This is a genomic window from Lysobacter soli, assembly GCF_003382285.1.
Classification (GTDB): domain Bacteria; phylum Pseudomonadota; class Gammaproteobacteria; order Xanthomonadales; family Xanthomonadaceae; genus Lysobacter_J; species Lysobacter_J soli.
Window position 1 is genome coordinate 316,997 of the sequence record NZ_QTJR01000003.1, and the last position, 14,362, is coordinate 331,358.

General features: G+C 68.6%; 14 protein-coding genes. 11 read left to right on the top strand and 3 right to left on the bottom strand.

What is annotated here, in order from left to right:
* The first annotated feature begins 78 nt into the window (after positions 1–78).
* From DX912_RS07050 to DX912_RS07060, 3 genes are all read left to right on the top strand, one after another.
* Complete coding sequence (locus tag DX912_RS07050) at positions 79–1,704, top strand: carboxyl transferase domain-containing protein (RefSeq protein WP_115841823.1); 1,626 nt, start codon at positions 79–81, stop codon at positions 1,702–1,704.
* A 197-nt stretch (positions 1,705–1,901) separates the two neighbouring features.
* Positions 1,902–2,504, top strand: coding sequence for a bactofilin family protein (locus DX912_RS07055; RefSeq protein ID WP_115841774.1), 603 nt, complete (start codon positions 1,902–1,904; stop codon positions 2,502–2,504).
* The gene (locus tag DX912_RS07060; RefSeq protein ID WP_115841775.1) at positions 2,501–2,863 is read left to right on the top strand and encodes a hypothetical protein; all 363 of its coding nucleotides are present in this window, start codon (positions 2,501–2,503) and stop codon (positions 2,861–2,863) included. Before DX912_RS07055 ends, DX912_RS07060 begins: the two co-directional genes overlap by 4 nt.
* A 96-nt stretch (positions 2,864–2,959) precedes the next feature.
* On the opposite strand, the gene DX912_RS07065 is transcribed toward DX912_RS07060, so the two are convergent.
* The 3 genes from DX912_RS07065 to DX912_RS07075 are packed head-to-tail and all read right to left on the bottom strand — an operon-like array spanning position 2,960 to position 5,399.
* Positions 2,960–3,214, bottom strand: a complete 255-nt coding sequence (locus DX912_RS07065; protein WP_115841776.1) for a DUF6587 family protein — start codon at positions 3,212–3,214, stop codon at positions 2,960–2,962.
* Between the two features lie 2 nt (positions 3,215–3,216).
* The gene (gene feoB, locus DX912_RS07070; RefSeq protein ID WP_115841824.1) at positions 3,217–5,073 is read right to left on the bottom strand and encodes a ferrous iron transport protein B; all 1,857 of its coding nucleotides are present in this window, start codon (positions 5,071–5,073) and stop codon (positions 3,217–3,219) included.
* A gap of 59 nt (positions 5,074–5,132) precedes the next feature.
* Positions 5,133–5,399 carry a FeoA family protein gene (locus DX912_RS07075; RefSeq protein WP_115841777.1) on the bottom strand — a complete coding sequence of 89 codons (267 nt, stop codon included), beginning with the start codon at positions 5,397–5,399 and terminating at the stop codon, positions 5,133–5,135.
* A 158-nt stretch (positions 5,400–5,557) separates the two neighbouring features.
* On the opposite strand from DX912_RS07075, the gene DX912_RS07080 reads away from it, so the two are divergent.
* The 8 genes from DX912_RS07080 to DX912_RS07115 all read left to right on the top strand — a co-directional run bounded on the left by DX912_RS07080 (position 5,558) and on the right by DX912_RS07115 (position 14,357).
* On the top strand, positions 5,558–6,340 hold the full coding sequence (locus tag DX912_RS07080; protein WP_115841778.1) for an enoyl-CoA hydratase-related protein: 783 nt from the start codon (positions 5,558–5,560) through the stop codon (positions 6,338–6,340).
* Positions 6,341–6,359: 19 nt separating this feature from the next.
* Positions 6,360–6,746 (top strand): VOC family protein, encoded by a 387-nt coding sequence (locus tag DX912_RS07085; RefSeq protein WP_115841779.1) that lies wholly within the window; start codon positions 6,360–6,362, stop codon positions 6,744–6,746.
* A gap of 4 nt (positions 6,747–6,750) precedes the next feature.
* On the top strand, positions 6,751–8,784 hold the full coding sequence (locus tag DX912_RS07090; RefSeq protein WP_115841780.1) for an acetyl/propionyl/methylcrotonyl-CoA carboxylase subunit alpha: 2,034 nt from the start codon (positions 6,751–6,753) through the stop codon (positions 8,782–8,784).
* A gap of 7 nt (positions 8,785–8,791) precedes the next feature.
* Positions 8,792–9,685: a hydroxymethylglutaryl-CoA lyase gene (locus tag DX912_RS07095; protein ID WP_115841825.1), complete on the top strand. Its 894-nt coding sequence runs from the start codon at positions 8,792–8,794 to the stop codon at positions 9,683–9,685.
* A 9-nt stretch (positions 9,686–9,694) separates the two neighbouring features.
* Entirely contained in the window at positions 9,695–12,262 is a 2,568-nt protein-coding gene (locus tag DX912_RS07100; protein WP_115841781.1) for a sensor domain-containing protein, read from the top strand.
* A gap of 156 nt (positions 12,263–12,418) precedes the next feature.
* Positions 12,419–13,189, top strand: coding sequence for an SDR family NAD(P)-dependent oxidoreductase (locus DX912_RS07105; protein ID WP_115841782.1), 771 nt, complete (start codon positions 12,419–12,421; stop codon positions 13,187–13,189).
* Positions 13,190–13,294: 105 nt separating this feature from the next.
* On the top strand, positions 13,295–13,861 hold the full coding sequence (yeiP, locus tag DX912_RS07110; RefSeq protein WP_115841783.1) for an elongation factor P-like protein YeiP: 567 nt from the start codon (positions 13,295–13,297) through the stop codon (positions 13,859–13,861).
* Positions 13,862–13,910: 49 nt separating this feature from the next.
* Positions 13,911–14,357 carry a GNAT family N-acetyltransferase gene (locus tag DX912_RS07115; protein ID WP_115841784.1) on the top strand — a complete coding sequence of 149 codons (447 nt, stop codon included), beginning with the start codon at positions 13,911–13,913 and terminating at the stop codon, positions 14,355–14,357.
* The last annotated feature ends 5 nt before the right edge of the window (positions 14,358–14,362 follow it).

Genomic DNA, 14,362 nt, shown 5'->3' on the forward strand with positions numbered 1-14,362 from the left:
GGCGCGCAGGCGCGGCACCGTTGGCCCATTCCCGCGCTTTATGGTCTGATGCCGCATCTTCCGCACGCCGCTGCATCGATGCCCGCACTGACTTCCCACATCGATCCCCGCTCGCAGGAATTCCAGGACAACGTCGCCTACCACCGCGCGCTGGTCGACGAACTGGACGCCCGCCTCGCTCGCGCTGCCGGCGGCGGTGGCGAGAAGGCACGTGCGAAGCACACCGAACGCGGCAAGCTGCTCGCGCGCGATCGCATCGCCGCGCTGCTCGACCCCGGTTCGCCTTTCCTCGAGATCGCACCGCTCGCGGCCGAAGGCATGTACGACGACGCCGCGCCCGCCGCCGGCATGGTCTGCGGCATCGGCCGCGTCATGGGCCAGGAAGTGGTGATCGTCGCGAACGACGCCACGGTCAAGGGCGGCACCTATTTCCCGATGACGGTGAAGAAGCACCTGCGCGCGCAGGAGATCGCGCGCGAGAACCGCCTGCCCTGCGTCTACCTCGTCGATTCCGGCGGCGCGTTCCTTCCGCTGCAGGACGAGGTGTTCCCCGACAAGGAACACTTCGGGCGCATCTTCTACAACCAGGCGCGGCTGAGCGCGGAGAACATCCCGCAGGTCGCCGTCGTCATGGGCTCGTGCACCGCCGGTGGCGCATACGTGCCGGCGATGTGCGACGAGTCGATCATCGTCAAGGAACAGGGCACGATCTTCCTCGGCGGCCCGCCGCTGGTGAAGGCGGCCACGGGCGAAGTCGTAGACGCCGAAGCGCTCGGCGGCGCGGACGTGCACACCAGCGTGTCGGGCGTTGCGGATCACTTCGCCGAAGACGACCGCCATGCATTGCAGATCGCGCGCGACATCGTCGGCACGTTCAATCGCCGCAAGACGCTGCCGGTCGCGGTGCGCGAGTCGCGCGAGCCGGCGTTCCCGACCAACGAGTTGTACGGCATCGTCCCGAAGGACACGCGTCGTCCGTTCGACATCCGCGAAGTGATCGCGCGCGTGGTCGACGGCAGCGAGTTCCAGGAGTTCAAGGCGCGCTACGGCAAGACGCTGGTCACCGGCTTCGCGCACGTGCACGGCTATCCTGTGGGCATCGTCGCCAACAACGGCATCCTGTTCGCCGAGAGCGCGCTCAAGGGCGCGCACTTCATCGAGCTGTGCAACCAGCGCGGCATCCCGCTGGTGTTCCTGCAGAACATCACCGGCTTCATGGTCGGCCGCAAGTACGAGAACGCCGGCATCGCGAAGGACGGCGCGAAAATGGTGACGGCGGTGGCGTGCTCGCACGTGCCGAAGTTCACCGTCGTCATCGGCGGCAGCTTTGGCGCCGGCAACTACGCGATGTGCGGCCGCGCATACGGCGCGCGCTTCCTGTGGATGTGGCCGAACGCGCGCATCAGCGTGATGGGCGGCGAACAGGCCGCGAGCGTGCTGGCGACGGTGAAGCGCGACGGCATCGAAGCGGCCGGCAAGTCCTGGTCGAGCGAAGAGGAAGACGCGTTCAAGGCGCCTATACGCGAGCAGTACGAATCGCAGGGCAACCCTTACTACGCGACCGCGCGCATGTGGGACGACGGCATCATCGATCCGGCCGACACGCGTCGCGTGCTCGGTCTCGCGCTGTCGGCGAGCTTCAACGCGCCGATCGAAAGCGCGCCGGGTGACGCGAGCACGCGCTTCGGCGTCTTCCGCATGTGATGCGGCTTCGCAAGCTTGGAGGCGCTCTGATGCGGATTCAGGCAGGTGATCGGCAAATGAACGGCGCAAGGCCGGCAACGATTGGGTGAGGCGAGTCACACGCAGCGCGGTTTTGCGGGCGTAGCCTCGGGTGGGTTGCACCCCGTTCTCTGCACCCCCGTGCATTGCCCCGCCCCTGCCAATCGAGGAAGTGCGTCATGGCGATCTTCAATTCCCCACAGCCCGCAACGCCCAAGCGCGACAACGGCCCCGCTCCCACCAATCCGACCGAATCGGCGCTGCCGAAGGAACCGGCACGTGACGAGTTCTCCTTCGGCGCGCCCAAGCCCGCCGCCGCAGCTGCGCCTGCGCCCTCTCCTGCGCCGTCGCCGAGCCCGCGTGCGAACGAACGCGAAGGCAAGGAGTCGGTGATCGCCGCCGACCTGTCGATCGAAGGCAAGATCAACGGCGCCGGCCACATCCGCATCGCGGGCCGGTTCAAGGGCGACGTGCATGTCGAAGGCGACCTCACCGTCGAAGTCGGCGCGAAGGTCAACGGCGGCGTGCGTGCGCGCAAGGTCGTGATCGCCGGCGAGCTCGAAGGCAATGTCGAATCGGCGCAGCGCGTCGAACTGCTCGAGGGTGGCGTGGTCGTCGGCGACATCAAGGCCGGCGTCGTCAGCATCGCGCCGGGTTCGCGCATGCGCGGCCAGGTCGACTTCGGATTCGAGGATCGCGACACGCGCAGCGCCGGCAAGGCCGAGAAGAACGAGAAGGCCGACAAGGGCGAATCGAAGTCCGAGGCGTCCGCCACGTCATGAGCCTCGCGCGCCCCGGTACGCCCGGCGCGACGCGGACGTGCCCGCACTGCAAGACGACGATCCTGGAAAGCGCCAACGTCTGTCCGTCGTGCCGGCACCACCTGCGTTTCGATCCGGACGCCGCGCAGTCCGCGAAGCTGCGGTCGGTGCCGCTGCGCGTGGAGGGCACGATCAAGCCGCCGCCCGGCGAGAACGCGCTGGAGTACTCGGTGGTGCTCACCATCCGTAACGCGGATGGCGAGGAGATCGAACGTCAGGTGATGGGCGTGGGCGCGCTGTTCAATGGCGAGGAGCGCTCGTTCACGCTGGAAGTCGAAGCGGTGGAAGTGCGCGGGTACAAGGCGCGGCGGAAACACTGACGCCTTGTCCGGCATTGCCTCGGTTTGCCCTCACCCGAACCCCTCTCCCGCACGCGGGAGAGGGGCTTCGTTACTCGGGAAAGGAACTTGCCGGTTTCAATGACGCCGCGGCGCCGACGGCCCGCAGCTGTTGCAGCCACCGCAGGACGCATCGGCCAAGGTCGATGGCGGCGCGATCCGGCGGCCCAGCTTCTGCACCCACGCGGCGCGACCTTCGCGCACCAGCGGAATGGCGAGACCGACGCGCAGTCGGCGCACCGCGTTCGGGAACTGCCGCTTCGCGACGAACCACGCGCTGACGATCACCGCGACGGTGATGATCGCGTACTGCGCGAGCAGGCCGGCGTCCATCGTCAGCCCGCGCCCAGCGCCACGGCGATGTGGTACGTCGCGAACGACGCCAGGTACGCCAGGCCGAACAGATAGCCCGTGGCGATCGCCACCTGCTTCCACGAGTTGGTCTCGCGCCGGATCGTCGCCAGGGTCGAAATGCACTGCGGCGCGTAGATGAACCACACCAGCAGCGACAGCGCGGTCGCCAGGGACCACGAACCGGTGATGATCGGCGACAGCGCCTGCGCGGCGGCTTCATCGTTGGCCGCCGACAGCGCGTACACCGTCGCCAGCGAGGACACCGCGACTTCGCGCGCCGCCAGGCCCGGAATCAGTGCGATGCAGATCTGCCAGTTGAAGCCGATCGGCGCGAATACCGCTGTCAGCGCGTGGCCGATGCGGCCGGCGAAGCTGTAGTCGATTGCCGGGCCCGTCGCGCCCGCCGGCGCCGCCGGGAACGACAGCAGGAACCACAGCAGGATCGTCAGCGCGAGGATGATGCCGCCGACGCGGCGCAGGAAGATCCACGCGCGTTCCCACAGGCCGATCAGCAGGTCGCGCGGATGCGGGATGCGGTACGACGGCAGTTCGAGCAGCAGTGCGTGCTCGCTCTTGTCGCGGCGCCACTTCTTCATGATCCACGACACGGCCAGCGCGCTGGCGATGCCTGCCGCATACAACGCGAAGAGCACCAGGCCCTGCAGGTTGAGCAGGCCACCGGCCACCTGGCGCTGCGGGATGAACGCGCCGATCAGCAGCGCATACACCGGCAGGCGCGCCGAGCACGTCATCAGCGGCGCGACGAGGATCGTGGCGAGGCGGTCGCGCGGATCCTGGATCGAACGCGTCGCCATGATGCCCGGCACCGCGCAGGCGAAGCTCGACAGCAACGGGATGAACGACCGCCCCGACAGGCCCGCCTGCGACATCAACCGGTCGAGCAGGAAGGCCGCGCGCGGCAGGTAGCCCGATTCCTCGAGCGCGAGAATGAAGGCGAACAGGATCAGGATCTGCGGCAGGAACACGATCACGCCGCCCAGGCCGGCGATGATGCCGTCGAGCATCAGGCTGCGCAGCGGACCGTCTGGCATGACGCTGCCGACGGTCTCGCCGAGCGCGCCGGTGCCGGCTTCGATCAGGTCCATCAGCGGCGTCGCCCAGGCGTACACGGCCTGGAAGATCAGGAACATCACCACCGCCAGCGACACCAGTCCGAGCACCGGATGCAGCAGCCAGCGGTCGAGCGCGTCGTCCACCTCGGCGGTGCGGCGCGGCATCGTCACGGCGAGCGACAGGAGGCGGCGCGTTTCGGCGTGCAGCGCGTCGGGATCGTGGACGAGGTCGGCCGGCAGGTGCGCACTGGGCTCGTGCAGCTTGCCGGCGACGCGATCGAGCATCGCGACCAGTTCGCGCGCGCCGCCGTTGCGGACGGCCACCGTCGGCACGACCGGCACGCCGAGTTCGCGTTCCAGCGCGGCCAGGTCCACTTCGATGCCGCGGCGCTTGGCGGCGTCCATCATGTTGACGGCCAGCACCATCGGGCGGCCGAGTTCGCGCACTTCCAGCGCGAAACGAAGGTGCAGGCGCAGGTTGGTCGCGTCGACCACGCACACCAGCACGTCCGGCGCGGGTTCGCCCGGATAGAAGCCGCGGCAGACGTCGCGCGCGACCGCTTCGTCCAGGCTTGCCGCGTGCAGGCTGTAGGCGCCGGGGAGATCGAGCACCGCGTAGTGGCGGCCCGACGGTGCGTGGAAACGGCCTTCTTTGCGCTCCACGGTGACGCCGGCGTAGTTGGCGACCTTCTGACGGCTGCCGGTCAGCTGGTTGAACAGCGCCGTCTTGCCGCAATTGGGGTTGCCGATCAGCGCGACGCGCACGCTCTGCGCGGTCGCGCTCTGCACGGCGGCCACGCCCTTCACCGTCCCTTCGGCCGCGCTCACGCGATCGCTCCCGCCGCGGCCTGCGCGCCTTCGAGCGAGACCCTCACGCGCGCCGCCTCGGTGCGGCGCAGCGCGAAACGCGTGAAGCCGATCTGCACCAGCAGCGGCTCCTTCGACACCGGGCCGGCGGCCATGACTTCCACGCGTTCGCCGCGCACGAAGCCGAGCTCGCGCAGGCGGCGGGCGATCGCGTCGTTGGGCGCCTGGTCCTCGACGGCTTCGACGATGGCGGCGGTGCGGCGTTGGAGTTCGGACAGCTTCAAGGGTCACCTTTAGGCCGAACCCGCCGCCGGCGGCGACGGGTCGACAAGATGGGAATCGTTCTCAATTGTAGCACCCGGCCGCCGCCGTACGCGGCTGCAGCATGGCCATCGGAGGGCAGCGGCTATCATTCGCCAGACTCCAGCAAGCAATCCGGCCGATGACCAATCCGCTGTTGAACCTGCGCGAAGGGCCCGTCGCCCGGCTGCGCCTGAATCGTCCGGAGCTGCACAACGCCTTCGACGCGATGCTGATCGCCGCCCTGACCGGCGCCCTGGAAGCCGTGGCCGCCGATGACAGCGTCCGGGTCGTGGTGCTGGAGGGCGAAGGCGCCTCCTTCTCGGCCGGCGCGGACCTCAACTGGATGCGCGGCATGGCCGCCGCCAGCGAGGAGGCCAACCGCACCGATTCGCTCGCCCTCGCCCGCCTGATGCGGACCCTGGACGAACTCCCCCGCCCGACCGTCGCCCGCATCCAGGGCGCGGCCTTCGGCGGCGGCGTCGGGCTGGTGGCGTGCTGCGACATCGCCATTGCCTCGGCCGACGCGAAGTTCGGCCTGACCGAGAGCAAGCTCGGGCTGCTGCCCGCGGTGATCTCGCCCTACGTGCTCGATGCCATCGGTCCGCGCCAGGCGCGACGCTGGTTCGCCACGGCGGAAATCTTCGACGCAGCGACCGCGTTGGAGATCGGATTGCTGCACCAGGTTGTGGAAGGCGACGCGCTGGATGCCGCGGTGCAACGCCAGGTCGACCTGCTGCTCAAGGCCGGCCCGCACGCGAGCGCCGAGGCCAAGACGCTGGTGCGGCGGGTGGCGTTCGAGCGCGATCGCGATCGCCTGGACCACGACAACGCCGCGCTGATCGCGCGCCTGCGCGTGTCGGAGGAAGGCCAGGAAGGACTCACCGCGTTCCTCGACAAGCGCAAGCCGCGCTGGATCCCGTAATCGAACCAGAGGACCGACCATGCTCGACCATATGGGAATCACGGTGTCCGACTACGCGCATTCGCGCGCCTTCTACGAGCGCGTGCTCGGCGTGCTCGACTACGGCATCGTCATGGACGTGACGAAGGAGCAGACCGGCGGCTACGAAGGGTGCGGCTTCGGCCCCGACGGCAAGCCCGCGTTCTGGATCGGCACTGGCCAGACGGCAAGCACCGGCCTGCACGTCGCGTTCGTCGCGTCATCGCGTGCCGCCGTGGACGAGTTCCACGCCATCGCCCTGCAGCACGGTGCGCGCGACAACGGCGCACCCGGCCTGCGCCCGCACTACCACCCGAACTACTACGGCGCCTTCGTGATCGACTTCGATGGCAACAACATCGAAGCCGTGTGCCACCGTCCCGAGTGACCTCATGCCCCAACGCCCGTTCGACAAGATCCTGATCGCCAACCGCGGCGAAATCGCCTGCCGCGTCATCCGCACCTGCCGCCGCCTCGGCATCCGCACGGTCGCGGTGTATTCCGAAGCCGACGCCGATGCGCAGCACGTGCGCCAGGCCGACGAGGCGTGGCCCATCGGCGGTCCGCGTCCGCAGGACAGCTACCTGCGCGGCGACGCGATCATCGAAGTCGCGTTGAAGTCCGGCGCGCAGGCGGTGCATCCCGGGTACGGCTTCCTCAGCGAGAACGCCGATTTCGCCGATGCCGTCGAAGCCGCCGGCATCGCCTTCATCGGCCCGAAGGCGGCGTCGATGCGCAAGATGGGCAGCAAGGCCGGCGCGAAGGAGCTGATGCAGGCCGCCGGCGTGCCGGTCGTGCCGGGCTACACGGGCGAGGACCAGTCGCCCGAACGCCTGCAGCGCGAGGCCGACGCCATCGGCTATCCGCTGATGATCAAGGCCGCGCACGGCGGCGGCGGCAAGGGCATGCGCATCGTGCGCGCGAGCGGCGAATTCGCGGCGAACCTGCAAAGCTGCCAGCGCGAAGCCGCCAACGCCTTCGGTCGCGATCGCGTGCTGCTGGAGCGCTACGTCGAGAAGCCGCGCCACATCGAGATCCAGGTCTTCGCCGACACGCACGGGCACGCGATCCACCTCAACGAACGCGAATGCTCCGCGCAACGCCGCTACCAGAAGGTGCTGGAGGAATCGCCCTCGCCCTTCCTCACGCCGCAGTTGCGCGCCGCGATGGGTGAAGCCGCGGTGCTCGCCGCGCGCTCGATCGACTACGTCAACGCGGGCACGGTGGAATTCATCGTCGGCCAGGACGGCGGTTTCTACTTCATGGAAATCAACACGCGCCTGCAGGTGGAGCACCCCGTCACCGAAATGGTGACCGGGCTCGACCTGGTCGAGTGGCAGCTGCGCGTGGCCGCGGGCGACGCGCTCCCGCACGAGCAGGACGCCATCGCGCAGAACGGTCATGCGATCGAAGTCCGCCTCTACGCCGAGGATCCCGACGCCGGCTTCCTGCCCGGTTCGGGCAAGCTCGAACGCCTGCGCCTGCCGCATGCGGGCGAAGGCGTGCGCATCGATTCGGGCGTGGTCGAAGGCGACACCGTCACGATCTTCTACGATCCAATGATCGCCAAGCTCATCGTGCACGCCGCCGACCGCCCCGCCGCACTGGCCCGGCTGCGCGCGGCGCTGGCGACGTGCGACATCGCCGGGCCGAAGTCGAACATCGAATTCCTCGAACGCCTCGCGCGGCATCCGGCCGTGGTGGACGGCACCATCGATACCGGGTACCTGGACCGCCACCTCGACGAGTTCCTCGCGCCGGCCGATGAAGACATCACCGAGCGCCTGATCGCCGGCGCCACCGCGGTGCTGCTCGCGCAGGAACAGGACACGCGCCGCCGCGCCGCGGCGTCGACCGATCCGACCTCGCCCTGGGCAATCGCCGACGGCTGGCGCCTCGGCCACGGCGGCCATCGCAGCCTGGCGTTCCTCCAGGGCGACAACCGCGTCGAGCTGCAGGCGCAGGGCGCGGGCGGCACGTACCGGATCGACCTGGCGGGCCAGTCCCACGCGGTCGAAGGGGCACGAATCGAGGCCGACGGGGCGCTCAGCCTGCGCATTGGCGGACATGGACGCCGATTTACGTTCGAACTGGATACGCTGGCCGACGACCGCCAGCGTCTGGTGGTGCACGACGGCGAACGCCGCCTGCGCCTGCTGGGGGTGCCGATGTATCGCCACGAGCGCAGCGGCGGCGGCAACGCCGGCCATAACGTGCTCGCGCCGATGCCGGGCCGCGTGGTGCTGGTGAAGGCCGCCGAGGGCGACACCGTGGAGTCCGGACAGGAGCTGATGGTGATCGAAGCGATGAAGATGGAGCTGAGCCTGAAGGCGCCGCGCGCGGGCACCGTCGCGCAGGTGCGCGCGGCCGCGGGCGACTTCGTCGAAGCCGATGCCGTGCTCGTCGCGCTGGCGCAGGACGAATGAGGCCGGCATGAAGTCTTCCGTCCGCATCGTCGAAGTCGGCCCGCGCGATGGGCTGCAGAACGAAAAGGCGACGATAGCCACCGCCGACAAGATCGAACTGATCGACCGGCTTTCCGGCACCGGCCTGCGCAGTATCGAAGCGACCAGCTTCGTCAGCCCCAAGTGGGTGCCGCAGCTGGCCGACGCTGCGGAAGTTTTCACCGGCATCCATCGCGCGCCGGGCGTCCGCTATCCGGTGCTGGTGCCGAACGAACAGGGTTACGAACGTGCGCGCGCCGTGGGCGTGGACGAGATCGCGGTGTTCACCGCGGCATCGGAGGCGTTCAACCGCAGGAACATCAACGCCTCCATCGACGAATCGCTGCAGCGTTTCGCGCCGGTGATGGAACGCGCCCGTGCCGACGGCGTCGCGGTGCGCGGTTACGTATCGACCGTGCTCGGCTGCCCATACCAGGGCGAAGTGCCGCTGTCCGACGTCGTGCGCGTCGCGCGTGCACTTCACGACATGGGCTGCTACGAGGTCTCGCTCGGCGACACGATCGGCGTCGGCACGCCCGGCAAGGCGCGCGCGATGTTGCTCGCGGTGGCCTCGGAAGTGCCGGTCAACGCACTGGCCGTGCATTTCCACGACACCTACGGCCAGGCGCTGGCGAACGTACTCGCGTGCCTGGAAGAAGGCGCTGCCGTCGTCGACGCCGCGGTCTCCGGCACTGGCGGTTGTCCCTATGCGAAGGGCGCCAGCGGCAACGTGGCGACCGAGGACGTCGTGTACATGCTGCACGGGCTCGGCATCGAGACCGGCATCGACCTTGCCAGACTCGCCGACACCGGCCGCTGGCTCGCTTCGAAACTCGGGCGCGAGACCGGCAGCAAGGTGGGCAAGGCCCTCGCCACCACCTGACCCTTCCTCATGAAGCCACGCTCGCCCGCGCAGGACACCGCCCCGCCCCTTCCGGTGGATGCGAAAACCACGCTGGCGGCGTTGCAGGACGCGGCGCGCGACAGCGCCCTGCCCGCGCCGACGCGCGAGCTGCTGCTGCAGGCGCACCAGGCGCTCGCGCAGTCGCTGGCCGATTGCGAAGCCGAACGTGCCCGCTATCGCACGCTCTTCGATGCGGTGCCCGATCCGGTGAGCATCATCGCGTGGGACGGCACCGTGCTCGACCTCAACAAGGCCGGCATGAACGCCTATCGCCGCGCTCGCGAGGAAATCGTCGGCCAGCCGATCGAGACGCTCAATCCCGACCTGCCGCAGGACCACATGGTCCCGGTGTGGGAAACGCTCAATCGCGGCGACACCTACGTGGTCGAAGTCACCAACATGCGCGGCGACGGCACGCGCTTCCCGGTCGAAGTGCACACCGCCGGGCTGACCTTCGACGGCCGCAAGGCGATGGTCGCCGTCGCGCGCGACCTCAGCAGCCGCCACACCGCCGAACTGCGCTATCGCGAGCTGATGGAGGCGATCGATCGCGGCATCGTCGTGCAGGACGCGGAACTGCAGATCACCTACGCCAACGTCGCCGCGATGAAGATCCTCGGTGTCGGCGAGGACGAGCTGGTCAACGACGCGATGCGCGGCGAGCAGTGGCTGGTAATGGACGAACACGGGCGCCAGCTGGCGTCCGACCGCTACCCATCGGCGCGTGCGCTGCAAAGCGGCCGCATCATCGAAAGCACCGTCGTCGGCCTGTACCACCGCCAGCGCCAGCAGCTGATGTGGCTTTCGGTCACCGCCGTGCCGCAGTTCCCGGCCGGCGGCGACAAGCCGCAGCAGGTGCTGTCGCTGTTCTCCGACATCACCGCGCTCAAGCGCGACAGCACGCTGTTCGACCGCGCGCAGAGCATGGCGCACATCGGCGGCTGGGAATGGGAGGTGACGCCGGACCGGCTTTATCTCACCGAGGAAGCGCAGCGCATCCTCGGCCATCGGCCGGCGCCGGACACCATCGAAGGCATGCTCGACTGCCTGCGCGTGGACGATCGCGACCGCCTGCGCGCCGCGCTCGGCCAGGCGATTTCGTTCGGCCGCAACCTCGACCTCGAAGTGCAGGGCCATCGCGCCGACGGACGCACGTTCTGGGCCCGCGTGATCGGCGAGGCCGAAGCGGGCGATCCGCTGCATTCCCGCCTGACCGGCACGCTGCAAGACGTCACCGAGCGCAAGCACGACGAGGAAACTCTGCGCGTGCAGGCGCGCAGCGATCCGCTCACCGGATTGCTCAACCGCGACGCCGTGCTTGCCGAACTCGAAAGCCGGCTCGACGATCCGCTGCGCTCGCAACTGGCCGTGCTGTATGTCGACCTGGATCGCTTCAAGGTGGTCAACGACGTGCTCGGGCATGCGGCGGGCGATCGCCTGCTTGCGTCAGCCGCGCGCCGCATCCAGCGCGCCATCGGCAACGAAGGGCTGATCGCGCGTTTCGGTGGCGACGAGTTCCTGATCCTGTGCGACACCGGCAGCGATCCATCGCGCCCGGAGCGCCTGGCGGACGCGATCCTCGAAATCTTCGGCGACAGCTTCCGCCTGGACGGCGAGGAATTCAGCATCACCGCAAGCATCGGCATCGCGCAGGCACCGCTGGACGGCGTGCGTTCGCAGCAGCTGATCCAGAGCGCGGACGTGGCGATGTACGACAGCAAGCGGCGCGGCCGCAACGGCTGGCAGACGTTCACGCCTGAACTGGCCGAACAGCAGCTGCATCGCCTGCAGCTGGAAACCCACCTGCGCCGCGCCGTCAACAACGAGGAGTTCCACCTCGTCTACCAGCCGCAGATCGACATGCGCACTGGCGACGTCGTGGCGGCGGAAGCGTTGATCCGCTGGCGCAACCATTCGCTCGGCGAGATCCGTCCCGACAAGTTCATCGACCACGCCGAGACCACCGGCGACATCGTCGGGATCGGCGACTGGGTGCTCAACGAAGCCTGCCGGCAGATGCGCGAATGGCAGGACTCCGGGCTCAACATCCCGCGCGTGGCGGTGAACGTGTCGTACCGGCAGTTCCTGGGCGAGGACCTCGCGAGCACCGTCGCCGCGGTGCTCGCCGAGTACGGCCTGCCGGGCCATGCGCTGGAACTGGAATTCACCGAACGCGTGCTCATCGAGGACGCCCCCGACACGCTGCGCACCTTCGCCGCACTGCGCCAGCTCGGCGTGATCCTGACGATCGACGATTTCGGCGAGGGCTACAGCGCGCTGAACTACCTGCGCCGGCTGCCGATCCACGGGCTCAAGTTGAGCCAGCTGTTCGTGCAGGGCGTACCGGACAACCAGTCCGACGTCGCCGTCTGCCAGGCGGTCACCGGCATCGCGCGCAGCCTCGGGCTGGCGCTGGTCGCCGAGGGCGTGGAGACCGGGCAGCACCGCGATTTCCTGCTGCAGCTGGGCGTCCACGTGGGCCAGGGGTTCCTGTTCGCGCCCGGCATGACGCCCGAAGAGCTGCGCGAGCGGTATCCGACGGTGGGAATGGCCTGACGCTTCAAGCCCCTCTCCCCCCGGGAGAGGGGTTGGGGTGAGGGCCGGGGCGAGCGATGCGGCACAGATCGCGTACGCCACGCGCTTTGTGCCCGGTCGCGGGAAACGCGACGAAAGAAGCTAAAATCCCGCCTTTCCGCGTCAGGAACCACGCCCATGCAGCTCCAATCCGTCCGCGCCATCGTCACCGGCGGCGTTTCCGGCCTCGGCCTCGCCGTTGCCCAGCACCTGGTCGCCCACGGCGGCAAGGTCGCACTGTTCGACGTGAACGACGAAAAGGGCGCGGCCGCCGTCGCCGAACTGGGCGACATCAACGCCCGCTACTTCAAGACCGACGTCACCAGCGAAACCGGTGTGTCCGAAAACGTGAAGGCCGCGCGCGAGTTCCTCGGCGGGCTGAACGTCACGGTCAACTGCGCCGGCATTCTCGGCGCGGGCCGCGTGCTCGGCCGCGAGGCGTCGATGCCGCTGTCGCAGTTCCAGTCCACCGTGATGGTCAACCTCGTCGGCAGCTTCAACGTCGCCAAGGCCGCCGCGGACCTGATGCAGCACAACGAGGCTGGCACCGACGGCGAACGGGGCGTGATCGTCAACACGGCGTCGGTAGCCGCGTACGAAGGCCAGATCGGCCAGGCCGCCTATTCCGCATCGAAGGGCGGCGTCGTCGCCATGACGCTGCCGATGGCGCGCGAACTGTCGCGCTTCGGCATCCGCGTGATGACCATCGCGCCGGGCGTGTTCTGGACGCCGATGGTCGACGGCATGCCCGACTCGGTGCAGCAGTCGCTGGCCGCGTCGATCCCGTTCCCGTCGCGCCTCGGTCAGCCGAAGGAATTCGCCGACCTGGTCGCGTACATCCTCGGCAACACCTACCTCAACGGCGAGACGATCCGCCTCGACGGCGCGACGCGGCTTGCGCCGAAGTGAAGCGGTGATTCGTGTTTGGTGATTCGTGATTCGAAAGCACGACACCACTCGCAACCACGCGCTGTTCCGACTCACGAATCACGAATCACAACCAACGAACAAGCCATGAAAGCCTACGACGTAAAGAAAGGTAACGTTGTCGAGTACAACAACGCGGTTTACCAGATCCGCGACATCGAGCGCAGCTCGCCGCAGGGCCGCGGCGGCAACGTCAAGTTCCGCTTCACCATGTACAGCGTGCCCGGCGGCACCAAACTCGACGTGAGCATGGGCGCCGAGGACGAGCTGAAGGAAGTCGAGCTCAGCCGCCGCCAGGCGACGTTCTCGTACAAGGACGGCGACGCGTTCGTGTTCCTCGACGACGAGGACTACACGCCGTACACGCTCGACGCCGACGTCGTGGGCGACCTGGCCGGCTACATCGTCGCCGACCTCACCGGCTGCTACGTGCAGATCATCGACGACGCACCGGTCGCACTGCAGCTGCCGCAGAGCGTGGCGATCGAAGTGATCGAGACGCCGCCGGAGCTCAAGGGCGGCACGGCCACCAAGCGTCCGAAGCCGGCGAAGCTGTCGACCGGCATCGAGATCATGGTTCCCGAGTACATCGGCAACGGCGAGCGCGTGCTGGTGAACACCACGACGGGCGAATTCGCCGGTCGCGCGGACTGAGGCATCCGGGCGATGCGCGGCCATCGCGCATCGCCTGTCGACCGCGGACATGCCGACCTTCCGACCCGCCGCTGCTTCCGATCGCGCCGCGCTGCTGCCGGTGATCCGGCAGTTCCATGCGGACGAGCACATCGCGTGGGACGAAGCACGCGTGCGTGCGGCGATGGACGCGCTGATCGGCGATGCCCGCAACGGCCGCCTCGTGCTGATCGAACGCGACGGCGAACTGGCGGGCTACGTCGTGGTTGGTTTCTGTTTCAGCCTGGAATTCGGTGGTCGCTTCGGCCTGCTGGACGAGTTGTACGTGCTGCCCGCGCATCGCGGTGGCGGCATCGGCAAGCAGGCGCTGGAGGAAGTCGAGAGGCTGTGCATCGCCGAAGGCCTGCGCTGCGTGCGGCTTGAGGTGAGCGACGACAACGACCACGCGCGCGAGATCTACCGTCGTCGCGGTTACGCGCTGCATCCGCGACGACTGATGACGAAGTGGCTGGGCTGATCGCC

Coding starts and splice junctions, on each gene's coding strand:
- DX912_RS07050 (WP_115841823.1), top strand. CDS start 79: ATGCCCGCACTGACTTCCCACATCGATCCCCGCTCGCAGGAATTCCAG.
- DX912_RS07055 (WP_115841774.1), top strand. CDS start 1,902: ATGGCGATCTTCAATTCCCCACAGCCCGCAACGCCCAAGCGCGACAAC.
- DX912_RS07060 (WP_115841775.1), top strand. CDS start 2,501: ATGAGCCTCGCGCGCCCCGGTACGCCCGGCGCGACGCGGACGTGCCCG.
- DX912_RS07065 (WP_115841776.1), bottom strand. CDS start 3,214: ATGGACGCCGGCCTGCTCGCGCAGTACGCGATCATCACCGTCGCGGTG.
- DX912_RS07080 (WP_115841778.1), top strand. CDS start 5,558: ATGACCAATCCGCTGTTGAACCTGCGCGAAGGGCCCGTCGCCCGGCTG.
- DX912_RS07085 (WP_115841779.1), top strand. CDS start 6,360: ATGCTCGACCATATGGGAATCACGGTGTCCGACTACGCGCATTCGCGC.
- DX912_RS07090 (WP_115841780.1), top strand. CDS start 6,751: ATGCCCCAACGCCCGTTCGACAAGATCCTGATCGCCAACCGCGGCGAA.
- DX912_RS07095 (WP_115841825.1), top strand. CDS start 8,792: ATGAAGTCTTCCGTCCGCATCGTCGAAGTCGGCCCGCGCGATGGGCTG.
- DX912_RS07100 (WP_115841781.1), top strand. CDS start 9,695: ATGAAGCCACGCTCGCCCGCGCAGGACACCGCCCCGCCCCTTCCGGTG.
- DX912_RS07105 (WP_115841782.1), top strand. CDS start 12,419: ATGCAGCTCCAATCCGTCCGCGCCATCGTCACCGGCGGCGTTTCCGGC.
- yeiP (WP_115841783.1), top strand. CDS start 13,295: ATGAAAGCCTACGACGTAAAGAAAGGTAACGTTGTCGAGTACAACAAC.
- DX912_RS07115 (WP_115841784.1), top strand. CDS start 13,911: ATGCCGACCTTCCGACCCGCCGCTGCTTCCGATCGCGCCGCGCTGCTG.